Source organism: Pedobacter immunditicola, assembly GCF_037482985.1.
In the GTDB taxonomy this organism is placed as follows: domain Bacteria; phylum Bacteroidota; class Bacteroidia; order Sphingobacteriales; family Sphingobacteriaceae; genus Pedobacter; species Pedobacter immunditicola.
The window spans coordinates 204,531-227,026 of record NZ_JBBHKC010000007.1; the positions used below are offsets into that span (position 1 = coordinate 204,531).

A 22,496-nucleotide genomic window follows, 5' to 3' on the forward strand; every position below is an offset into this window, starting at 1 on the left:
CGAGGCTGTTGATTAAACAGCCTCGTTTTTAACGTATTTTATCTTTTACTTACTTTAACGTGTTTTATGTTAGTTTAATTTAGCTAATGCTTTTGAGATTCTTGACACGGCGTCAATTAGCGTTTCTTCTGCAGCAGCATAAGAAATACGGATACAATCGGCATTTCCAAAAGCTTCACCCGTTACTGTAGATACATGTGCTTCGTTTAACAGGTATAAAGAAAGGTCTTCAGCACTGTTGATGGTTTGACCGTTTACGCTTTTTCCGAAAAAAGATTTCACCTCAGGGAAGAAGTAAAATGCACCATCAGGAAGGTTCACTTTAACACCAGGAATCTCCTTCAACAAATTGTAAACGATATCCCTGCGTTTTTTAAATTCAGCTACCATTTCCAAAACAGTATCCAATCCATCCTGATATGCTTTTAAAGCAGCACGCTGTGCAATAGAGCAAGTGCCAGAAGTAATCTGTCCCTGTAATTTATCACATGCATCTGCAATTGCTTTATTTGCTGCAATATAACCTACTCTCCAGCCGGTCATGGCATAAGACTTTGAGAAACCATTGATCACTACCACACGGTCTTTAATGGCATCAAAAGAAGCGATAGAAGTATGCTCGCCAACAAAATTGATGTGCTCATAGATCTCATCGGATAAAATGTAAATATTCGGGTATTTTTCAAATACCGCTGCTAATGAAGCCAGTTCTTCTTTGCTGTACACCGATCCTGTCGGGTTACAAGGGGAGGAGAACATGAACAATTTCGTTTTCGGTGTAATTGCAGCTTCTAACTGTTCTGCAGTGATTTTGAAGTTTTGTTCAACCGTAGCGTCTATAAAAACAGTCTCGCCTTCAGCCAGCTTAATCATCTCTGAATAAGATACCCAATAAGGTGTAGGTACGATAACTTCATCGCCAGGGTTAACCAAACACAATACCGCATTGGAAAGTGATTGTTTCGCGCCTGTGGAAACAACAATCTGGTCAAAGTTATAACTTAAGCCATTTTCCTTTAATAGCTTTTCAGCAATGGCTTTCCTTAATTCCGGGTATCCCGAAACAGGAGTATAGTAGGAGTAATTTTCGTCTATAGCCTTTTTACCTGCTTCCTTCACATGTTCAGGTGTAAAAAAGTCCGGCTCACCGAAGCTCAGGTTGATTACGTCGATCCCTTTTGCGGAGAGTTCCCTACCGAGTTTGGCCATTTTAATGGTCTGCGATTCTGAGAGGTTATTGATTCTGTTGGATAAAAGTGTCATAATTTTTGGCAGCTAGGCAAAATATAATTTTGTTAAGTAGCAAATATAGAAACCTATAGGCATTTTTGAACTAAAAAAATTCTTTATTCCGATACTTTAACTGTTAAACCTTATTTTTGTTGGCTAATTACTGAAGTTTGAATCCAAAGAAAAAAGCAATCATAATCTCTTTATGCGTCAGCATATTACTTATGCTTGCTAAGTTTACCGCTTATTTTATTACCAATTCCAACGCAATTCTTACAGATGCTGCAGAAAGTATTGTCAATGTAATAGCCAGTAGCTTTGCGTTTTACAGTATCTACCTCACTACCCGTCCTAAAGATCAGAACCATCCCTACGGACATGGTAAAGTGGAATTCTTTTCTGCCTTTTTGGAGGGGGTGCTCATTGCCATTGCCGGTATCATCATCATCGGAAAGGCCTCTTATAACCTGGTTTATCCAACCGTAATCAAACAGCTTTTTGAAGGTGCCCTGATTATTGCCGGAACCGGACTGATCAACTTAGTGGTCGGTTATTATCTGATCAATACTGGGAAAAAACATCATTCCATGACTTTGGAAGCTGATGGCAAACACCTGATGGTGGATGCCATTACCAGCGGCGGACTCGTTATTGGCGTGCTGCTCATTTATTTTACAGAGATCTACTGGCTCGATTCAACGATTTCAATTCTCCTCGGCCTATATATCGTTTATAACGGCTACAAGCTCACCAGAAGATCTGTTGGTGGGTTGATGGATGAAAGTAACACGGTGTTGGTTGAAGCGATTGTGGGCATTCTACAAGACAACAGGCGGGATCCCTGGATCGATGTCCATAACCTCCGTGCACAGCAATATGGCGCGGATCTGCATATAGACTGTCATTTTACTTTTCCATACTATTACGACCTTAACCAGGTACATAAAGAAATTTCTGCTATCGACAAACTCATTAACACTAAGAAAGAAAGAGCTGTCGAGTTATTTATCCATGCAGATCCTTGTTTGCCCGAATGCTGCCATTATTGTAAGATGAAAGAATGCCCGGTCAGGCAGGCAGACTTTAGTGGTGAGATTCCCTGGACGATTGAGAATGCCACAAAAAATAAAAAACATTTTGAACAATGAGTTATTTCAATGTAAGGGTTTACGGTTTACTGATAGACCCTGAAAAAGGTATATTAATAAGTGATGAGCATTCAGAAGGAAGAAGTTTTAGTAAATTTCCCGGCGGTGGACTGGAACTTGGTGAGGGACTAAAAGATGCTTTGATCAGGGAATTTATGGAAGAATGCCAGGTGGATATTGAAGTGCTTTCTCACTTCTATACCACGGATTTTTATGAAAAGTCTTCCTTCAACGACAGTCAGGTTATCAGTATCTATTACTTTGTCAAAGCGTTACAGCCTTTGAACTTAACCTTTAATACAGAAGTATTTGATTTCAAAGAGAACGGCGAACAGTCGTTCCGCTGGATACAGTTGAAGGACCTGAAGGTCGAGGATGTTACCTTTAAAACTGATCGGACAGTTGTAGCGCTATTGTTGAAGACCATGGACCTTTAAACCTCTAAAACGTTGTCCGGCGTGATGGCAAATACACGGTCACCTTCCTGCGGCTGTATCATGCTTAAGCCTGTGAATACGCTGAACGCCGGTAAAATGGCATAGGTGTTTCCAAAGTAAAAACAGGGGAACTTTAAATGTTGCCTTGCTCTGCCATGTACGGAAATACCGGGATGGATATGTCCGGATAAACTGTAATATTCATCTGCTACTTTTGGCTGCTCATGGATGAAACGAAAAGGGTAGTGGAGGAGTTCTTTTTCTACTACTTCAAGGTCCAGCTCCAGGTAATCCAAAGCTTTCAATGCATCGTGATTGCCCTTAATGAGCTGTATCTTTAGTTTAGCGTGTGCTGCCCGCCAATGTCTGAATGCTTCGACATCATCGTTCATGTAATTGTGGAACATGTCGCCGGTAATCACCAGATTTGTAGTTGGATAAGTTTTTATAAGCAGGCTAAGTGTATCGAGGTCTGTCTGTCCAGGTCCGCGTGGAACCGGGATGCCTGATTTTCTAAAGAAGGCAGTTTTACCAATATGCAGGTCGCTGATGATTAACATCTTTCTGGCTTTCCAATAGATCGCTTTTTCTTTGCAGAGCAGTAATTCTTCGTTTTTAAACTGTATGGTCATTTTTAGATTTCCTTCTTGGTTTTTCTGCTTCTGCAGTCATTCTTTTAATCCTTTGTCCTAATTCCTCACTGCTCATGTTTTCACGCAGGCTGTCTACCTTAATCGGGAAACAAAGCGGGGTATAGCTATTTGTTTTAACGACAATAAGTTTGCTGAATTGTATGCGGTTTAAGGCGGCTGCTAGCCTGGGTTCCTCTATTTGCTGGTAAAAAGCTTCGTCATAGGCCTGTCGCAGCAGCAAATTATGTTTATCGTAATCGCTAAAAACATTAAAAAATAATCCTGCAGAAGATTGCAGGTGCTTGTTGGTGGTGTATTTACCGGGAAATCCCTGGAACACCAAACCTGAGATGCAGGCAATATCCCTGAACTTACGCCTGGCCATTTCTGTGGCATTGATGCTGGCTACAATATCCTCAGCCAGGTTATCCGGCGTAAAAAGCTGTTTTAGCTCCGCTTCCGCAACGGGGATGGGCTGCTCACTCAACAGTTCAAAGCCATAGTCGTTCATGGCAATAGAAAAGCTGATGGGCGTTTTTCTGCCAATACGATAAGCGATCAGGGCAGCCATCACCTCATGCACCAGCCGGCCCTCAAAAGGATAGGCGAAAAGATGGTAGCCATCCCTGGTATGAATGAGCTCTATTAAGAATTCATCATTTTTAGGTACATGGGATACCTTTGCCTGTCGTTCAAACAAGGGCAAGATAATCCTTAATTCATCATCCTCCTGTTCCTTATTCAGGGTGTCATTGTATTTCTTCCTCAGGATGCTGCCCAGGTTGGCCGTCAGTGAAATCCTGCCACCCATCCAGCTGGGGGTAATGGCGCTCTTCAGACGGCTCTTACGCACCAGCACGGTCATATCTTTCACCATAATGAATTCCAGTACCCTGCCAGCAAGGGTAAAGCTGCCGCCAGGCTTAATCTTCGAAATGAAAGATTCTTCCAGCATCCCAATATAACCACCGGTCAAAAATTTAACTTTTAACATGGCATCGCTTACAATGGTACCAATATGCAGTCGGTGCCGCATGGCGATTTGTCTGCTTTCCACCTTCCATAGTCCCTCTTTTAAAACAACCTTACTAAACTCTGTATAAGCTGTTAAGCTGTCTCCACCTGTAGTGATGAATTGCATGATCCAACGCCATTCAGCGGGTAAAATGTCCTGGAAACAATAAGTTTCTTTAATTTCCCGGTAAATGGTTTCTTCCTTAAAACCGTCGCCAACAGCAAGGGTGACCAGGTATTGGACCAGCGTGTCAAAAGCCATGACTACGGGTTCACGGCTTTCAATATTCTGTGTTTTCGCCGCTTCTTTAATAGCTGCCGCTTCTACCAGTTCCAGGGCATGGGTGGGAAGAAAGTAAATGACGGAAGTTTCGTAAGGTGAGTGTCCGCTTCGGCCGGCACGCTGTAAAAACCGGGCAACACCTTTTGGCGATCCAATTTGCACCACGGTATCGACAGGCTTAAAGTCTACCCCCAGATCTAAGGACGATGTGCTGATCACTGCTTTCAATTGACCTGAATGTAAAGCATCTTCTATCCAATTTCTCAATTCAAAATCAATGGAGCCATGGTGTATGGCAATTAAGCCGGCCAGGCTTTCATCCAGCGACAACAAGTTTTGGTACCAGAGTTCCGCCTGTCCCCGGGTGTTAGTAAAGATTAAGGTAGTCTTGCTTTTATGTATGACAGGCAGTAACTTATGTGCTAACTTGTGACCTAAATGTCCTGCCCAGGGCAACATATCGATATGGTCGGGTAGTATCGACCTGATGTCGATTTTCTTTTCCAGGTTCGCTTTGATAATGGTTTTGAGCACCTCCTGATATGGCACCAACACCTCCAGTGCTTGCTCCAGGTTGCCAATGGTGGCAGAAATTCCCCAGATTCTTAAAAGTCTTTCGGGGTGCTTCTCTTTCAGTATCCCCTTTATCCTTGATATAGCCAGTTCCGTTTGAACGCCACGTTTTGAACCGATCAGCTCATGCCACTCATCGGCAACAATGGCATTGAGGTAGTCGAAGTTATCCGAGCTGCCTTTTTGCGCCAAAAGCAAATGAATGCTTTCAGGCGTAATGATCAGCACTTCGGGCATTTGCTTTTTTTGTTTCAGCTTGTCGCTGGCCGAGGTATCACCATTACGTACACCAATTTGCCAGCCGAGTTGTAATTCCATGCACACTTCCTGCATGGCGCGGGCCAGATCTTTGGCCAAGGAACGCAGGGGCGTAATCCAGATTAATTTTAAGCCTGTTTTGCTCCGGTTGTTTTTCTTGCCTTTTTCTGTATCGCTCTCCCTGTTGAGCTCTTCTATCACCGCGGCAAGAAACAAAGAATAGGTTTTCCCGAACCCTGTGGGCGCATTGACCAGACCGCTATAACCTTCGGCAAAATATTGCCAGGCATCTTTCTGAAACTGAAATGGCTTTTTCTTATGGGTACGAAGCCATTTAATCACTTGTTTATACCCTTTGCTTTGTTCTATGCTCATGTTAACTGCTTAATGTGGATTGCAACAGCTGTCTTAAATCATCAAGGGTGTTGATTTCAGCGGCTTTTTTGTCTTTTCTCCACCTCGCTATTCTCGGAAAACGCAAGGCAAGTCCTGCTTTATGTCTTTTGCTTTCGGCAATTCCTTCAAAGGCAATTTCAAACACCAGTTCAGGCTTTACGGTGCGCACAGGCCCAAATTTCTCTATTGCATTTTTCTTTACAAAGGTATCTACTTCTTTAATTTCTTTGTCTGTTAAACCAGAATACGCTTTAGCAACCGTAATCAGGTTTTCGCCATCCCGTACGGCAAAGGTGTAGTCTGTAAAGAAGTTAGCTCTTCTGCCATTTCCTTTTTGTGCATAGATCATCACCGTATCCACCGTATAGGGGTTAATTTTCCATTTCCACCAGTCGCCTCTTTTCCTTCCTGTATGGTACTGTGAATCCAGTTTTTTAAGCATCAAACCCTCGCTGTTGTTTTCCCTTGACTTTTGCCTGAGTGCGCTGAGCTGTTCCCAGCTGTCGTAGTCGACAAGGGGTGATACCAATACGACTCCGGTGGTTCTTAAATTTAATAAGGTAATTTCGAGCAGTTTTCTTCTTTCTTTCAGGCTTTGGGTCCTTAAGTCATTACCCTGGTATTCCAGTAAATCGTAAGTATAGAAACCTATCGGTGCATCATTCAGCTGACTTTTGTTGATGGTTTTTCGGTTCAGTCTTTGTTGTAGGATGCTGAATGCCTGAACGTTTCCATCTTTTACAGAAAGTATCTCGCCATCCAGTACAGTCCCATCTTCAAGTTCCTCTTTTAGAAAATGAAGTTCCGGAAACTGTTCGGTAACGAGCTCTTCACCTCTCGACCAAATAAATAACTCACCGTTGCGTTTTACAATTTGTCCGCGGATACCATCCCATTTCCATTCTGCCTGCCAGTCAGCGGGATCACCTAACTGATCCGGCGTAATTTCAAGCGCATAGGCCAGGCAAAATGGGTAGGGCCATGAATTATCAGTATTCACATGAAAACCCTCCACCAGCTCCTGGTAGGTGACTTCATCAGGTTTCCACTTGCCCATGATGCTGTGCATGATCCTGTTGCTGTCGGTATCGCTCTGTTTGGCAAGGGCATTCACCAGCATTTTATGGGATATACCGATCCTGAAGTTTCCGGAGATCAGTTTATTGAAAACAAAGCGTTGTGCGGTATCCAGGCTGTTCCAGCTTTCTAGCATAAAAGTCTTTTTCTGCTCATCCGTTTTACCGGTTAAATCCTGCAGGGCATTGATCCATTCATGAAGTTTGATGTCAGTATCTTTTTCTGGCGGTGGCAAAATCAAGGCAATGGTTTCACTCAGGTCGCCAACACTATGGTAACTCTCGGCAAAAAGCCATTCGGGTACCCCGCTTTTTTCAATGGCCCATTCCTTAATCAGCGCGGTGCTTACGGGTCGTTTAGGCTTTTTTCCCGTAAACATGGCGATGACATAAGGCTTGTCCCTTTCATCAGCGGTGCTGAAATAGTCAACCAGCGCAGCGATCTTGTCGTTGGTCTTGTTGCTCGTTTCCAGCTGTTGTATAAGTTCTGTAAATCGTTTCAAGATGAGCTTTCCCTGGTTAGTAATTCTATTTCTTCTTCCTCTTCATTTCCGAATTGTGTTCTTACCTCAGCAGACTGGATATCTATTTCATTCAGGTACCTGGAGAAAGTTGCGGTAAAGCCATGGGTAACGAAAACTTGCTCGGCGCCGGTGGCTTTAACAGCCTCCAGCAGGCCTGGCCAGTCGGCATGATCGCTTAAGGCGAAACCTGCATCGGCACTTCGCCACCTGCGACCGGCACGAACTTGCATCCAGCCAGAACAAATGCCGACGGCCGCCTGGTTTAAAGTTTTAATCCAACGACCGTCTGCCAAAGCCGGAGGAACAATCACAATTCCCTGCTGTAAAGTCTCTTTTTTGATCTCTGGGGTAATTCTGATGGTTGGCGGAAGGTCAACGCCTGCTTCAATGAACCTTTCGTTGAGGTTGGCAATGGCAGTGTGCACGTATATATTACCGGCTTCAGCAAGGTTCTTGATCAGCCGCTGCGCCTTGCCAAGGCTGTAAGCCACCAAAACGGTGGTCTTGCCCTGGTCGGCATTGTCTGAAGCCCAGTTTTTAATATCTTCAAAAATACGCGCCTGCGCTTTCCATTTGTAAATTGGCAGGCCAAAGGTGCTTTCAGATACAAAGGTGTGGCACTTCACAGGTTCAAATGCCGTGCTGATGCCGTCATATTCAACCTTGTAATCTCCCGAAACCACGGCCACTTCGCCTTTATATTCCAATCGTACCTGGGCCGAGCCAATGACGTGCCCTGCAGGATGTAAACTTAATTTTACACCATTGATAGAAATTTCCTTGTTGTAGGGGAGAGTTTGTAGCTGAATTTCTCCCAATCGATGTAGAAGGATGGGTTTACTGAGTTCATGGCATAAATAAGCCGCATTGCCCCAACGGGCGTGGTCGGCATGGCCATGCGTGATCACTGCCAGACCTACTGGTTTCCAGGGGTCAATATAGAAATCTCCCTGCTCACAATAGATCCCTTTATCGGTAAATTTAAGTATAGCCATTTATTTTTCCTTAACGCAGTTCCTTGATAAACATTAGATACCCTTTAAAAGTTCGGGAAAGGAATTAATTAACACAGGTCAAGAGCCATGGAAAATGCCTGAGCTACCTTTGTGTATAAATAAAAATTATGGCACAATCGATCTTACACAAAGCCGAAACGCGTGGTCATGCAAATCATGGCTGGTTAAATAGCTATCATACCTTTAGTTTCGCGAATTATTTTAACCCGGAGCGGGTACAATTTGGGGCGTTAAGGGTGTTAAATGATGACCAGGTTTCCGGGGGCATGGGCTTCGGTACCCATCCGCATCAGAATATGGAAATCGTTTCTATTGCATTGGAAGGGGAATTGCAGCATGAAGACAGTATGGGAAACGTGGCAGTCATTAAGCCCGGTGAAATTCAGGTTTTGAGTGCCGGTACCGGTATTACGCATAAAGAATTCAATAAGAACGCGGACCAGCAGGTTAAATTTCTTCAGATCTGGGTTTTGCCAAACCAACAAAACGTAAAACCAAGGTACGACCAGCTAAAAGTTGAAGATGAAACTAAAATAAATCAATTGATCCAGATTTTATCTCCGGACAGGGAAGATGCCGGTGTATGGATCCATCAGGATGCATGGTTCCATTTAGGTAAATTCGATCAGGATACTGCCCTAAATTATCAGGTTAAACAGCAAGGCAACGGTGTGTATTTCTTTGTGTTGAAAGGCAGCGTAGTGGTAAATGACCAGGTGCTGGACACCAGGGATGGTTTTGGAATCTGGGATACCGATTCAATTGCTATCAAAGCCACTGCCGGTGCTGAAGTGCTGTTAATGGAAGTTCCAATGGACTGATGATCGTTCCCTTGCTGGTCATTTGAGCATTAGCAACCGATCACTAAAACACAGGTCAGAGAGAAGGTATACCAGACAGGGGTTTGAATGGTGACCGTGACCGCTTTTCCGGTACGAGTCCGGTAGCAGGTCCGGCGCAGGCCCCTGTCTGTATGTTCTCATTTTCAAGTGTTCCATTGCTGTAGCCCAAGCTTAACCCAGGGTTTCTTTAATGGATAGCTTGTGTCACCTTAAAAGTGATTATATACCTCCCGGCGGGCAATTTTCTTTTAGAAACTTCGTAAAAGTCAGGGCCAGGTGTTCACTGGTTCCATTGCCTTCATTAATGCTGTGTGTACGGTTAGGGTAGGCCATCAGTTGAAATACTTTTCTGTATTTAACCAGCTCATTGATCAGCAGCTCGGCATTTTGATAATGAACATTATCATCTCCTGTGCCGTGGACATACAATAGGTTTCCTTTCAAATTCCCAGCATATTTAAGTGGTGAACCCAAGTCGTAAGCTTCTTTTGTGGCTAAAGGCGAACCCATGTAACGTTCCTGGTAAATATTGTCGTAGGTAAGCTGATTGGTTACGGCAGCAATAGCAATACCGGTTTTATAAATGTCAGGGTATTGAAACAGGAGGTTCAAGGTAGAAGAACCACCACCGCTCCAGCCCCAGACAGCCACACGGTTCTTGTCTACAAATGACCATTCAAGGATCTTTTTAGCGCCCATAGCCTGGTCCCTGATATTGAGCCTGCCAATATTCCTGAAAATGCTTTTACGCCATTGACGGCCCTTCGGCGCAGGGGCACCACGGTTTTCCAAGGAAATATAAATATAGCCATCCCTTGCCATGTCTCCGGCATATACATGGGCACTGCTCACGCCGTAAGTGTCTGTAACCGTTTGGGATGCTGGTTCACCATACACGTAAAATACAACAGGGTATTTTTTCGTCTGGTCAAAGTTATCTGGTTTCTTCATCCAGCCATCCAGTTCAATCCCATCTTCAGTTTTAATTTTAAAAAACTCCACTTTGTTTTTCTGAGGTGTGACTTTGGCCAGCTGGTTGGTGATGCTGCCTTCCATGCTTAGCGAAACGCCTGTGGTCATGTTCATCCACTCCGTCAAAGGCCTGATGTTGGCACTCTGGTAAGTGTGGCGGGCATAAAGCCCGTCGGGGGATATGTCGTAACTATGTGTACCCGGGAATACGGAAGCGGTAACCCTTTCCAGCTTTCCCTTGCCATCTAACTTTGTTTTGTATAGGTATTTCTGCGTCGCGTTTTCAGGAGAAGCAATAAAATAAAAAGTATTGTTCTTTTCATCGATCAAGGTACTTTCGATGACGTCATAATCACCCTTCGTGATTAAAGTTTGTTTTTTTCCATCAATGCTGATGCGGTAATAGTGTTTCCAGCCATCTTTTTCAGTCATCCAGGTAAATTCCTTGTTGTCTTTCAACCATTCCCAAGGTTCACCGGCATCCACCCAGGCTTTGTCGGTTTCACTGTAAATGTTGTTTACTGCAGCTGTTTTTGTCTGCACTACAAAAAGCTTGCTTACATTTTGTTCGCGGTTGAGCTGCTGTAAAATAATCGAGCTGCTGTTGGGTACCCATTCCATCCTTGGGATGTAATGCTGCACCTGATCGCCTGGTACCGGCATCCAGGCTGTTTTCGCCGTGCCGATGTCAACCACGCCGATTTTACAGGCAGAGGGATCTTGCCCCACTTTAGGATATTCAACAGGAATGGTGAAGGGATAAATTGAATCTGTATTATTGATCATCAGGAAGTTTTTGATCTTCCGCGCATCCAGCTGCCAGTAAGCAATGCTGCTGCCATCGGGGCTCCACCTGAAACCGTCCCTGACATTGAATTCTTCTTCATAGGCCCAGTCGAAAGTTCCGTTGATGATACGATCCGTGCCATCAGTAGTCAGCGCCTTTGAACTGCCATTGGCAAGGTCTTCTACATAAAGGTTATGTTTGCTTACATAAGCTACTTTAGAGCCATCAGGAGAAAACTTGGCGAACATCAGTGAGGAAGCCGGTTTGTCTTTGCCAATTTGGGTAACCTGGTTGGTGGTTAAATCAGCCACATAATAGTCGCCACGGGTATTGTATCGCCACACTTTTTTGGTATTGGTAAAAAGCAAGGCTTTTTTGCCATCCCCAGAAAGTTCAAAAGACCTGATGTTATTTGCAGTCAGTCCTTTGCTGATCAACAGGGCAGGTGGCACAATGATTTGTCGCTCCTGTTTCGGCAGGGTAATGGAAACAATTCCCCCATCTGTAATCTGGTAATAAGAATGACCATCTTTTGCCCAGTTGATCTTATTGCCCTGTTGTGCTTGCAGGGTATCACAACAAATCAATAAAACCGCTAATAAAGCGATGCGGTGAAGAATGTGTGTTAATTTCATGGCTGTAATTCTATAAATTGCTGATAAACTTTTTGAAGGTATGATTTTCCTTGTTGCAGTGTTTCTGCCGTTTGCTGCTTGTTTTCCTTATCCTTTTCATATAAAACCTGTTTTCCGGTGTCATCAAAGGCAACAGCTTGCTGTTCCGTGATAAAACCTAATCCATTGTCCCAGCTAAAAAAAGCAAAGGCATTGGTGTAAGGATTTAGCAGGTTAGTACTCCAGGTATAGGGTGTTGCATCCATCTCGAGTTGTTTCAATAAGGTTGCTGCCAGGTCTGTCTGACTGCCCGGCCGGTCATATACCTTGCCTCTGTAAGCTGGCTTGATCACTTCTCCAAAAAACAGTAGGGGCACATGGTAACGTTCGGGCATGTATATTTCACTGGTCATCTTCGGTAAATTATGTCCATGATCGGCAATGAAGATAAACAGCGTGTTTTTGTACCATGGCTGACTTTTAGCTTTTGTTAAAAAATCATTTATACAGGAATCCGTATAAAAAGCAGTGCTTTTGAAACTATCGGCATTTGTTGCCGACCCAAATTTATAGGCTCCGGGAACTTCAAATGGTTCGTGATTGGTGAGGGTGAGCGTAGTCGAGAAAAATGGTTGTTTTTCTTTGTTGAGCGCCTCCAGTTGTTTTTTTAACAGGACACCATCGTGTGCACCCCATTTTGAATTCATGTCTTTTTCCTTGAAATTGTTTTTGTCGATCAAGGATTGGAAGCCATGGGTAAGAATAAAAGCTTTATAGTTATCAAATTCCGACTGACCACCATAAAAAAAGGAGGTAGCATAACCGTTTTTTGAAAATTCCTGTGGTATTGCAGGAAGTTGCTGCATTTTATTGGTGTATTTAACCAGGTTGCCTGAAGCAAGACTGGGGAAACCCGCTAAGGTGCCGATGAGTCCTTTATCTGTTCTATTGCCGGTAGCGTAGATCTTACTGAACAATACGCCCTGTTTTGCCAAACTGTCGAATTTGGGTGTGATGCCATCTGCATTACCCAAAGACTTGGTCAGGTCGGCAGTGAAACTTTCCATGATGAACAAAACGACATTTGGCCGGTTGGTGGTTAAGATTTTCTCTGTTGTGTCTTTTACTGACACATATAGTTCTTTTACGGTTTCATCAGCTTCTTCCTTACTAAAGTAAAGGTATTTGTTCTTACTGGCCTTGCCCGACGATAAGGAGCTCTCGAATATATTCCATTCTGTATTCACGGCGGCATGATTAAGAATCAGTTCATCAGAGAAATAGGCTGCACTTTGGTTCATGGTGGAAACGCCCACACCACCCCTGATACAGAGGAAATTGAGGCCCACCAATAATATGGCCAGGGTGATTTTCGCTGCTAGCGGGAACGGTACAAAACTAAATTTCTTTTCAATAAGCACTTTTTGCAATAGCAGGCCGGTGACCATTAAGAAAGTAACGATAAACAGGGTAGGTATGATCGGAGAGGAGGCAGCTGATGCGAAGGCTTCAGTAGGATCAGAAAAGGCAAAACCAAGGGCCTTTGCGTTTAATTTTGTTCCCCATTCCCTGTAGATGTTATAATTGATGGCTGAAAGGATACTGAACACCACGATAAAAAAGGTATTATAGCCCTGCAGCCATTTAATGGCGATGGTTTGCCTGCGGCTGAAGAACCAAAAAAGATAACACAACAAGGGGGCTACACTAAGGTAGCCCACCATCGATAAGTCAATCGGGATGGCATTATGAAAAGTTGCCATTACAGTAGAAAGCGGGATGTCAGCTAATTTTTCGCGGTATAAGACCAGGAATATAGCTCTGTCCACAAAAAAAAACAATAGCCAGAACAGGTAGAAACGAATAAAAAATAGAACGCTTTTTAACATTAAAACTAACCTCCAACTTGTAATGCTTCCAACTCGGCCATGGTCATCACATCATATCCCGCAGGAATGTCCAGTGTGAATGGACCCGCTTTTTGCTCCGTTATGCTTTTGATCGTTAAAATGGTCTTCACATTATTTTGGATCAAAGTGAATTTTATAGGGGTGGCTTTAAGGTTTTTGAATTCCGAATTATTGGCCCCTGATGTTAAAGTAATATCTTTTGTTGCCCAAAGTTCATAAGCATTCCCCTTGTCATCCTTGTAAGTATATTTTTCTGTTTTATAACCAGAAATTTCCACTTTCTCACCTGTGGCCCTGAAATCACTGTATTTAATTCCGCCAGATTGTTTCTCCACATCTCCTTTTGACATTTTAGCGGCAATCTTTTTTTCGGCTATCGGAATATCAATCAGCAGCAATGCGTTTTCTGTTCCACCGTCTTTAATGATGGTCAACAAGGATGGCCCCATTTCCATTCCTAATTTGGAAAAGTTTCCGTTAAATTCCAGTTTGTTCTCTTTAGGAAGGCTTGAAACATCAATAGTGGATTTTTGATCCTCGCTGATTTCATAAGCAATGCTATAAGTAATTACACCCTGGTTGATTTTTTTCTGTGCATGGGCATAAGCAGCTGTGCTAATTAATAAAAGCGCCAGTACGCCGGTTTTTATGGATTTAAACATATTCTGTTGGTTTTAAGTTTACCAGTTAATTTTCTCCTTTTGGAGAAAGGAAGCAATTCCCAATTTAAAATCTTCACTATTTCTCACCTGTGCATTGAGCTGTACAGCCAATTCCAGGCTTTCTGACAAACCAGGATTAGTGGTCTGCGTGATCAGCTGCTTGGTCACCATCAATGAATGAGCAGAAGTGGTATGACACAAATTTAAAGCAAAATCCCTGGCTTTCTGACCTATTATTTCCTTGTTTGTTACAAAATTTATCAGTCCATAGTCATAAGCCTGCTGCGCGTTAAAAAGTTCCCCGGTTAGCAGCAGTTGTTTCGCTACGGTTTCACTTGTTTTACGCATCAGGAAACAGGAGACAATTGCTGGTACAAAACCAAGTTTGACCTCTGTATAACCAAAGTTTGCCTCGGGAACAGCAAATACGAAGTCACATACGGTTGTCAGTCCGCAGCCACCCGCAATTGCATGCCCTTCTACTTGTGCAATGACTACTTTTGGTAAAGTGTAAATGGTGTGGTACAGATTTTTAAGGTTCCTGGAGTCAGTAAGGTTTTCTTCAAAGCTATAATGCTGTAATTGTTGCAGGTAGGCAAGATCAGCACCTGCACTGAAGCTGATGCCCTTTGCTTTAAGGATCACTACTTTTACCTGCTCATCAGCCGCTGCTTCCAGCATTTTTGCTGTCAGTAAACTCACCATCTCTGGGTTTAGCGCATTGCGCTTTTCCGGTCTGTTCAGCGTGATCGTTGCAACCCTGTCGGCAATTGAATATAAAACCAGTGGCTCTTCCATGATTGAATAAAGGTTTTTTTTATCAAAGATGCTTTATTTTCATCATTTTATAGTTTGTTTTTTAACGGTGATGAAGCTATCATCAGCTTTGTTCATTGCTGTTTGTGAGCCGTAAGCTGATGATGGTTTCATCATTTTATTATTGTTTTTTAACGGTGATGAAGCTATCATCAGCTTGTTCATTGCTGTTTGTGAGCTGTAAGCTGATGATGGTTTCATCATTTTATTATTGTTTTTTAACGGTGATGAAGTTAACTGGTTTGATTTGAACTGCCTTAATCTGGTGTTGGTCAAGGCATGGTTTAATGGAATATAGGTAAACTTTGCTTGCAGGATCAACATCGGTGTATAATACGGCCTGATGTGATTCAAGATGTGCTATAGCATAATTCTTCCTCAGCTTGAAGACGATGGTTTTCTGTTGGCGGTAAGCTTTTAGCTGTTGACTACTTAGGCTGCTCTGCAGCAATAGAAAGACAATCAAGGCGCTGAAAAGGAGTTTTTTATGTCGGTGCTTTAAAGCTAAAATTAATAGGACCAGGAAGCTGATTAGTAGGATTAATATGGTCTTGTCCCACCAAACCGCAGTAACCGTGGAATAAGGGAGGGCTGCAATCCATTTTAAGCCGGCATTCGTGAATTTAATGATCCACTCTAACACCGGTGCAAGTACATACAATTTGAACAACAGCATCCCCAAGCCAATGTACATCATCAGGGTTACGGGGAGCAGGATAAAAAGGTTGCTCCACAAAAAGTGAACGGGGAACTGGTGAAAATAGTAAATACTCAGCGGGAAAGTTGCTAATTGTGCCGCAACCGACAAGGCTGTAAATTGCCAGAGGCGGTCAGCCCAATTAAACCTAAAATACAACTGTTTATAGATAAGTGGCTGTAAATAAATCAGTCCGACTACGGCGATGTAAGACAGCTGGAAACCCACATCAAATAAAAGCAAAGGCTGGTCAATCAATAAAACAAAGGCAGAGAAGGCCATGATATTGAAACTATTGCTGCGTCTGCTCCAGCTTTTAGCCAGTATAAAGCAGGTGAGCATGATGGCGGAACGCAATGCGGAAGGTGAAAAGCCCGTCACCAGCGCATAAAACCAGATTAAACCGATGATCAAAAGCGTCTTTAGAAGTTTTGCAGTCTTCCAGCGATCGAGAAAGCTTAACAGCCAGGTTAAAACGACATAAATAATGCCTACGTGCATACCGGAAACAGACAATGCATGGATGGTTCCGGTATCGGAATAGGCCGATAAAGTCTCTTTGCTTAAATCTGCACGGTAACCTAAAATAAGGGTAGAGGCAACGGCAAAAGCTTCCTGATCATGGATGAGTTTTGCCAGTTTTTCTATTTGACGCTGGCGTAAGGCAAGGGCATAAGCAATTAACGGCCGACCGCGATGACGACCAGTTAAAAGGGTGGATTGATGATTGATATAGATCTGGTGGCCGATGTTTTGGTTGGCCAGCCAACCTTTAAAATCGAACTCTGCGGGATTTTGTGGTCCCTCGATAGTTACATAGCTTGCCGGCAGCATTAACTCGTCACCATAATTTAGCATCCTGGGTTGCATTTTACCAGATGTAATGGTAAGCAGGAGCCTGCCTTGCGTGGGAATGAGCTGCTTTTCCCGGTAACCATAATTAACCCTTACTTTAACACGGACCTGGTTTCCTTTCCATTCGGGTGCTTCATCAAGGATCACACTGATGGCATCAAGTTTAAGTTTTGAAAAATGATCTGGCTGCAAATTGCTGGTATGCAGCAGTAATGACCAGCCGCCAAGACAAAAAATAAGGAGGTATACCAGGTTGGTTAGGATGACTTTATAACGGTATGCCTTGAATTTAATGTAGCCAATATTAAGGACTAACAAAATAGCCATCAACAAAAATATGCTTATCGCAAAGCCGTTTTGCAGCGCTTTTGAGGGGAATTGATGAGCCACAAAAATACCCGCCATCAAAGGGAACAGCAAATTGACGAATACAGTTTCTGCTCTTGTGCTCAATGACTTAGAATTGATACCTTAATTGTAGCTTTAACTCTGACTTACGGTTGCCCTGGATTTCATCAAGGCCTGAACCTACGGTTTCTGCATCCTGGTAAATAAACATCGCATACCTCGTCCATACATCCATCCTTCGCATGAGCTTGTATTTCAGGTTGAGAAAAGTCCGCGCCCCTTTGCCATTGTACATGCCAAAACTGAAGCCGTACAATACATCATCTTCATAAGCATAAACACGGCTGTCGTAGGAGTCGGTGTTAAAATAGGCCAGGCGAATGTTGCTGGAGAACCTGGAAGACATTGGCGAATAATCGATGTCCTGGTAAACCAGGTAACCACTCTCCCTTGCTGCATTTCCTTTTTTAAAGCGGGCTAATTCCAAGCGATTCTGGAAACTGAATTTCCGGTTCAGACGCCAGTTGACCTCCACTCTGTAATTCTGTTTGGATACCTCATCAAGGTATTTCTCTTTTACATCCAGATCGGTATTTTGTTGATTCTCTTTTGTTTTAAATCGGGCAATTGCAGAAAACGTTTTCTTAGGCCTGTACATCACCTGTGTCATGACTTCATAACCTGAAGATGCTGCATTGACCCGGTACTTTGACCAGGGGAAACGAAACAGGTCAGCATAAACGGATCCAGTCCAATGGCTGTGAGGGGCATAATTGATACCGCTATACCAGCCTTTCTCGTTAGCCGCATCGCTGTTTTCCCCAAGTCCCTGGCTAAAAAAGCTATGGTAATTGATGTCATAATTTCTGTTGACTAGCACTGCTGATATTTTTGGCGAAATACTGGCCATTGCACCATTGATGAATGCTATGCCTCCGTTTAAACTTTTGGCTCCCTCGCCAAAAAAATAGATGTTTTTAAAAGTGTAGTTGTAGTGCATTCCCAGGTTAGTCAGGTCCTGGCCGGTAAACTGATGTGCATTATAGGCCTGTGTACCTGTTATAAATTCGCTGCCATAGTGTGACTGGTAAGCTATAAGGCCTGCGGAAAGATTATTGCTAAGGTATTGTAGTGCACCTCCGTATACAAATTGCGCAAGGCTGCGCTCATTATTGAGTTCTGATTTAGTGCGGTGAAGTCCGCTGATATTGATGTTTACCTGGGCGAACTTCCCATTTTCCAGATCTGTCTGACTTGCATCCAGCTTTCTATAGGACAGAAAGGTGGTCAGGTTTATATTTTTGTACAGGTTAAGGGTGCTGGCGAAGCCCCTGAAAAAGGAGGATTCATTGGAAGAGGTATAAGCCTTTAAACCAATGTCCTTTTTTGCCACACCGGCCACATCCGGCCCTTTGCCAAAAGAAAAACCTGACCAGAGTGTCAAACCCTGTCCGAATTGCAGGCTGTAATCACCGACAACAAGTTTACGGATTTTGCCCAGCTGGTATAGGCCGATGCTGAAAGAGTTGAAATCAAAGCCATGGTTATTGCTGCCCGTAAACAGTTCTTCGCCGGCGTCCTTCTTAAAAACTGCAGAAATGGTAAAGAGCTGTTCATATTGATAACCGTATTTAAGGAGCAGTTTTTCGGGGCTGCCGAGGTACCGGCTTCCCGGCAAACTCCGGAAACCTTTTTGCTCTTCCATGGTTTGAGCATATCTTAATATAAGGTCGTTATTCCCCTTGTTTAACAGGTTCTTAAAGTTGAGTGAACGATATCCAGATGGTACTTTAAGCGTGACAAAAGGGAGCAGGTTTTGTATGGTCTGCACATCAAAACCATCAATCTGCTGAAGTTCCAGCAAGTCAAGTAATTTCCCGTTAGCAGCGATGTGACTAAAGAAATTACTGATCTGCAAGGGGGAAAGCATCACCAGGCGCTTTAATTCTTCGGCACTGGTTTGGTTTAGGTTAATAGGGTGACTGGAATAGTATTGCAGTTGTTCCAGTAATTCGGAAAGATCATAATCTTCCGGTAAATCTGGTGCAATACGTTCTACAATGTCTTTGATAATTTCCTGCTGCTGCGCAATCGCAGGAACATAGATACCAAAGAGTAAAAAGAGGAGAAAAAGAGAGCGCCAATTAAAATAAGCTGTGTTTTCCATTCGAGCGTGATGCGCTCAAAACAACAATTAATTTAATTAAATAAAAAATAATAATTCATTTACATTTCAGCGTTTAACTTTAGTAAAAAGTCTTTAAGTTTTTCAAGAGAATCAATGATTTTCTGGTTTTCCTTTATTTCTCCGCTGTTGTTTTTAAGGTGTTCTTTTGCACCTTTTAAGGTGAAGCCCTTGTCGTCGACCAGGTGAAAAATAATCTTTAGGTTTTCAACATCTGCAGGCGTAAAGAGGCGGTTGCCTTTCTTGTTCTTCTTTGGCTGCAGTACATCAAATTCCTTCTCGTAAAACCTGATCTGGGAAGCGTTAACGCCAAACATTTCCGTTATCTCACCCATACTGTAATACATTTTATTAATTTCTCTTTCTTTGTATGGCATAGTTGTATGTTGATTATAAGGTGATTATAGCATTTAATTAAAGTATTCAAATGTAAAGGGATTTTAGTAGAATAACGCAATAAAGTTTTAATTTTGTTGGATAATAAAAGAAGGATGACCGCAAAAGAAATTAGAAGTGCTTATTTACAATTTTTTGAATCCAAGGAACATCATGTTGTTCCCTCAGCACCTATAGTCGTTAAAAACGATCCCACACTGATGTTCACCAATGCAGGGATGAACCAGTTTAAAGATTTGTTTCTGGGTGAAGCCCCTGTAAAATACAAACGTGTGGCAGACACTCAGCGTTGCCTGCGGGTTTCAGGCAAACACAACGACCTGGAAGAAGTGGGTATTGACACCTATCACCACACCATGTTTGAGATGCTTGGAAACTGGAGCTTTGGTGACTATTTCAAAAAAGAAGCCATCGCCTGGAGCTGGGAATTATTAACTGAAGTTTATAAGATACCTAAAGATAAACTATACGTCTCTGTTTTTGAAGGGGATGAAAAGGAAGGTTTGCCCCAGGATACCGAAGCATATGAGCTCTGGAAGCAATATGTTCCTGAAGACCGCATTATTTTAGGTAATAAAAAAGATAATTTCTGGGAAATGGGTGATACAGGTCCTTGTGGACCTTGTTCAGAAATCCACGTGGATGGCCGCCCTGATCATGAACGTGCCGCCGTTCCGGGAAAAAGCCTGGTGAATGCGGATCATCCCCAGGTCATTGAAATATGGAACAACGTATTCATGCAGTTCAACCGCTTGAAAGATGGTTCCCTACAACCGTTGCCTGCCAAACATGTGGATACAGGAATGGGATTTGAGCGCCTGGTGAGGGTGCTTCAACATAAAGAGTCCAACTATGATACTGATGTATTTCAGCCACTGATACAGTTTATTGCACTGAAATCCGGTATTGAATACGGTTCAGCTGAAAAAACAGATATTGCCATGCGTGTAATGGCAGACCATATCCGTGCGATATCATTTGTGATTGCCGACGGACAATTGCCGGCAAACAATAAGGCTGGTTATGTCATCCGCCGTATTTTACGTCGTGCAGTGCGTTATGCCTATACGTTCCTTAATTTAAAAGAGCCTTTTCTGAATCAGCTGGTACCCGTTCTTGCACAACAATTTAAAGGCGTTTTTGATGAGCTGGGAGAACAGCAGGATTTTGTGCAAAAAGTAGTGCTGGAAGAGGAAGTTTCTTTTCTAAGAACTTTAGCTACCGGTATCCAACGATTTGAAAGTTATACTAAAAAGCAGGCAGAAATATTGATGTCAGATAACGCCATTGATATGGAGAAATCTTTTGAAGACCCATGGGTATACAGTATCTTAAAAGATCAGATGGTGATCTCCGGGGACTTCGCTTTTGAATTAAATGACACTTATGGCTTTCCAATAGACTTAACAGAATTAATGGCCCGTGAAAAGAAGTGGGTGGTTGATATGGATGAATACCATATTGCTTTGTTGAAACAGAAGGAAAGGTCCCGCGCGGCGACCGCTATTGATACGGGTGATTGGATTGTTCTTCATCCCGAACTGGACTCCACATTTGTGGGCTATGATGATTTTGAAGTAGAAACTGAAATTATAAAATACCGCAAGGTAAATCTGAAAGGGAAGGAGCAATACCAGGTTGTCCTGAGCAAGACGCCTTTTTATGCTGAAAGCGGTGGTCAGGTAGGAGATACCGGCCGTTTGGAAGACCATAGCCGTTTGTTTTTTGTAGAAGTAACAGATACCAAAAAGGAAAATGGCCTGACCATTCATTATACAGATTCTTTACCGGAAGACCTGGAAGGATCATTCTGGGCGGTGATTGATAAAAGTCAGCGTTTGCTTTCTCAGGATAACCATTCCGCTACACACTTATTACATGCAGCACTGAAAAAGGTGTTGGGTGCTCATGTGAATCAGAAAGGTTCCCTGGTAAACCCCGATTACCTGCGTTTTGATTTTTCTCATTTTGCTAAAATTACGGACGAGGAACTGGCTAAGGTTGAACATCTGGTTAACGAGAAAATCAGGGAGAACATCCCACTGAAAGAGCAAAGGGATGTTCCTTATGAACAGGCGCTATCCAGTGGGGTAACAGCTCTTTTTGGCGAAAAATATGGAGATTTAGTGCGCATTATTACTTTTGATGATCATTATTCCAAGGAGCTTTGCGGAGGTACACATGTAAATGCAACCGGACAAATTGGTTATTTCAAAATCATTGCTGAAAGTGCGGTGGCTGCAGGTGTGAGAAGGATTGAAGCAATTACTGCCGACAGGGCAGAGACTTTTATCACCGAACAAGCCAAAGAGCTGAACGAATTGAGGAACCTGTTAAAGGGAAACAAAGATTTGAAATCTGCTGTAGCCAGCCTGCTGGAAGAGAATGCAAAGCTTAAAAAAGAGGCGGAGAAAGCGCTGGGCGAACATGCAGACAAGCTTAAACATGATATTGTTCACCATGTGAAAACCATTAACGGGATTAATTTTATTGCCGCACATGTGGACTTGCCACAGGCGGATGCGGTTAAAAACCTTGCTTTCAGTATTAAGGATATGGTTGATAACCTGTTCCTGGTGTTTACCACCAATATTGATGATAAACCTGGCATCACCGTCATGCTATCGGAGAATCTGGTGATGGAGAAGGGTTTCAACGCTTCTAAAATTGTGAGAGAACTGGCTAAAGATATCCAGGGCGGGGGTGGCGGACAACCGTTTTATGCAACTGCCGGTGGAAAAAATAAAGAGGGCCTGCAGTTGGTGCTACATAAAGCTGAAAGTATTGTGAAATAAAACAGTAGCTTAAGATAAAAAGCTTATTTA

17 protein-coding genes are annotated in these 22,496 nt (G+C 43.0%); 4 read left to right on the forward strand and 13 right to left on the reverse strand.

The window, feature by feature from the left end; all coding sequences use genetic code 11:
• Window positions 1-69 precede the first annotated feature (69 nt).
• Complete coding sequence (locus WG905_RS14190) at window positions 70-1,263, reverse strand: pyridoxal phosphate-dependent aminotransferase (protein ID WP_339592391.1); 1,194 nt, start codon at window positions 1,261-1,263, stop codon at window positions 70-72.
• 191 nt (window positions 1,264-1,454) lie between these two features.
• Between WG905_RS14190 and WG905_RS14195 the strand changes: the two genes are divergently transcribed.
• Window positions 1,455-2,378, forward strand: coding sequence for a cation diffusion facilitator family transporter (locus WG905_RS14195; protein WP_431844522.1), 924 nt, complete (start codon window positions 1,455-1,457; stop codon window positions 2,376-2,378).
• A complete protein-coding gene (locus tag WG905_RS14200; RefSeq protein WP_339592393.1) occupies window positions 2,375-2,815 on the forward strand; it encodes an NUDIX domain-containing protein in 441 nt (146 codons plus the stop codon). Before WG905_RS14195 ends, WG905_RS14200 begins: the two co-directional genes overlap by 4 nt.
• On the opposite strand, the gene pdeM is transcribed toward WG905_RS14200, so the two are convergent.
• The 4 genes from pdeM to WG905_RS14220 are packed head-to-tail and all read right to left on the reverse strand — an operon-like array spanning window position 2,812 to window position 8,566.
• Entirely contained in the window at window positions 2,812-3,447 is a 636-nt protein-coding gene (gene pdeM, locus WG905_RS14205) for a ligase-associated DNA damage response endonuclease PdeM (protein WP_339592394.1), read from the reverse strand. The genes WG905_RS14200 and pdeM overlap by 4 nt on opposite strands.
• Window positions 3,431-5,950, reverse strand: a complete 2,520-nt coding sequence (locus WG905_RS14210) for a ligase-associated DNA damage response DEXH box helicase (RefSeq protein ID WP_339592395.1) — start codon at window positions 5,948-5,950, stop codon at window positions 3,431-3,433. Before WG905_RS14210 ends, pdeM begins: the two co-directional genes overlap by 17 nt.
• Window position 5,951: 1 nt before the next feature.
• On the reverse strand, window positions 5,952-7,550 hold the full coding sequence (locus WG905_RS14215) for an ATP-dependent DNA ligase (protein ID WP_339592396.1): 1,599 nt from the start codon (window positions 7,548-7,550) through the stop codon (window positions 5,952-5,954).
• On the reverse strand, window positions 7,547-8,566 hold the full coding sequence (locus tag WG905_RS14220) for a ligase-associated DNA damage response exonuclease (protein WP_339592397.1): 1,020 nt from the start codon (window positions 8,564-8,566) through the stop codon (window positions 7,547-7,549). Before WG905_RS14220 ends, WG905_RS14215 begins: the two co-directional genes overlap by 4 nt.
• 128 nt (window positions 8,567-8,694) lie before the next feature.
• Here WG905_RS14220 and WG905_RS14225 point away from each other — a divergent pair, with 128 nt between their 5' ends.
• Window positions 8,695-9,408, forward strand: a complete 714-nt coding sequence (locus WG905_RS14225) for a pirin family protein (protein ID WP_339592398.1) — start codon at window positions 8,695-8,697, stop codon at window positions 9,406-9,408.
• Between the two features lie 240 nt (window positions 9,409-9,648).
• On the opposite strand, the gene WG905_RS14230 is transcribed toward WG905_RS14225, so the two are convergent.
• The 8 genes from WG905_RS14230 to WG905_RS14265 are packed head-to-tail and all read right to left on the reverse strand — an operon-like array spanning window position 9,649 to window position 19,652.
• The gene (locus tag WG905_RS14230; protein ID WP_339592399.1) at window positions 9,649-11,823 is read right to left on the reverse strand and encodes a S9 family peptidase; all 2,175 of its coding nucleotides are present in this window, start codon (window positions 11,821-11,823) and stop codon (window positions 9,649-9,651) included.
• A complete protein-coding gene (locus WG905_RS14235; protein ID WP_339592400.1) occupies window positions 11,820-13,691 on the reverse strand; it encodes an LTA synthase family protein in 1,872 nt (623 codons plus the stop codon). Before WG905_RS14235 ends, WG905_RS14230 begins: the two co-directional genes overlap by 4 nt.
• Window positions 13,692-13,696: 5 nt before the next feature.
• Window positions 13,697-14,374 carry a hypothetical protein gene (locus WG905_RS14240; RefSeq protein WP_339592401.1) on the reverse strand — a complete coding sequence of 226 codons (678 nt, stop codon included), beginning with the start codon at window positions 14,372-14,374 and terminating at the stop codon, window positions 13,697-13,699.
• 18 nt (window positions 14,375-14,392) lie between these two features.
• Window positions 14,393-15,172 carry an enoyl-CoA hydratase/isomerase family protein gene (locus WG905_RS14245; protein ID WP_339592402.1) on the reverse strand — a complete coding sequence of 260 codons (780 nt, stop codon included), beginning with the start codon at window positions 15,170-15,172 and terminating at the stop codon, window positions 14,393-14,395.
• Between the two features lie 42 nt (window positions 15,173-15,214).
• Window positions 15,215-15,394, reverse strand: coding sequence for a hypothetical protein (locus WG905_RS14250; RefSeq protein WP_339592403.1), 180 nt, complete (start codon window positions 15,392-15,394; stop codon window positions 15,215-15,217).
• Window positions 15,395-15,398: 4 nt separating this feature from the next.
• Entirely contained in the window at window positions 15,399-17,195 is a 1,797-nt protein-coding gene (locus WG905_RS14255; protein WP_339592404.1) for a ComEC/Rec2 family competence protein, read from the reverse strand.
• Between the two features lie 4 nt (window positions 17,196-17,199).
• Entirely contained in the window at window positions 17,200-19,257 is a 2,058-nt protein-coding gene (locus WG905_RS14260) for a helix-hairpin-helix domain-containing protein (protein ID WP_339592405.1), read from the reverse strand.
• Between the two features lie 59 nt (window positions 19,258-19,316).
• The gene (locus WG905_RS14265; protein ID WP_339592406.1) at window positions 19,317-19,652 is read right to left on the reverse strand and encodes a MerR family transcriptional regulator; all 336 of its coding nucleotides are present in this window, start codon (window positions 19,650-19,652) and stop codon (window positions 19,317-19,319) included.
• 114 nt (window positions 19,653-19,766) lie between these two features.
• On the opposite strand from WG905_RS14265, the gene alaS reads away from it, so the two are divergent.
• The gene (gene alaS / locus WG905_RS14270; RefSeq protein ID WP_339592407.1) at window positions 19,767-22,466 is read left to right on the forward strand and encodes an alanine--tRNA ligase; all 2,700 of its coding nucleotides are present in this window, start codon (window positions 19,767-19,769) and stop codon (window positions 22,464-22,466) included.
• Window positions 22,467-22,496: the final 30 nt, after the last annotated feature.

Bases quoted from the DNA above. Each gene is read 5' to 3' on its own strand.
- WG905_RS14245 (WP_339592402.1), bottom strand. From the start codon at position 15,172: ATGGAAGAGCCACTGGTTTTATATTCAATTGCCGACAGGGTTGCAACG.
- alaS (WP_339592407.1), top strand. From the start codon at position 19,767: ATGACCGCAAAAGAAATTAGAAGTGCTTATTTACAATTTTTTGAATCC.
- WG905_RS14200 (WP_339592393.1), top strand. From the start codon at position 2,375: ATGAGTTATTTCAATGTAAGGGTTTACGGTTTACTGATAGACCCTGAA.
- WG905_RS14260 (WP_339592405.1), bottom strand. From the start codon at position 19,257: ATGGAAAACACAGCTTATTTTAATTGGCGCTCTCTTTTTCTCCTCTTT.
- WG905_RS14230 (WP_339592399.1), bottom strand. From the start codon at position 11,823: ATGAAATTAACACACATTCTTCACCGCATCGCTTTATTAGCGGTTTTA.
- WG905_RS14195 (WP_431844522.1), top strand. From the start codon at position 1,455: ATGCTTGCTAAGTTTACCGCTTATTTTATTACCAATTCCAACGCAATT.
- WG905_RS14250 (WP_339592403.1), bottom strand. From the start codon at position 15,394: ATGATGAAACCATCATCAGCTTACAGCTCACAAACAGCAATGAACAAG.
- pdeM (WP_339592394.1), bottom strand. From the start codon at position 3,447: ATGACCATACAGTTTAAAAACGAAGAATTACTGCTCTGCAAAGAAAAA.
- WG905_RS14265 (WP_339592406.1), bottom strand. From the start codon at position 19,652: ATGCCATACAAAGAAAGAGAAATTAATAAAATGTATTACAGTATGGGT.
- WG905_RS14190 (WP_339592391.1), bottom strand. From the start codon at position 1,263: ATGACACTTTTATCCAACAGAATCAATAACCTCTCAGAATCGCAGACC.
- WG905_RS14240 (WP_339592401.1), bottom strand. From the start codon at position 14,374: ATGTTTAAATCCATAAAAACCGGCGTACTGGCGCTTTTATTAATTAGC.
- WG905_RS14220 (WP_339592397.1), bottom strand. From the start codon at position 8,566: ATGGCTATACTTAAATTTACCGATAAAGGGATCTATTGTGAGCAGGGA.
- WG905_RS14235 (WP_339592400.1), bottom strand. From the start codon at position 13,691: ATGTTAAAAAGCGTTCTATTTTTTATTCGTTTCTACCTGTTCTGGCTA.
- WG905_RS14225 (WP_339592398.1), top strand. From the start codon at position 8,695: ATGGCACAATCGATCTTACACAAAGCCGAAACGCGTGGTCATGCAAAT.
- WG905_RS14210 (WP_339592395.1), bottom strand. From the start codon at position 5,950: ATGAGCATAGAACAAAGCAAAGGGTATAAACAAGTGATTAAATGGCTT.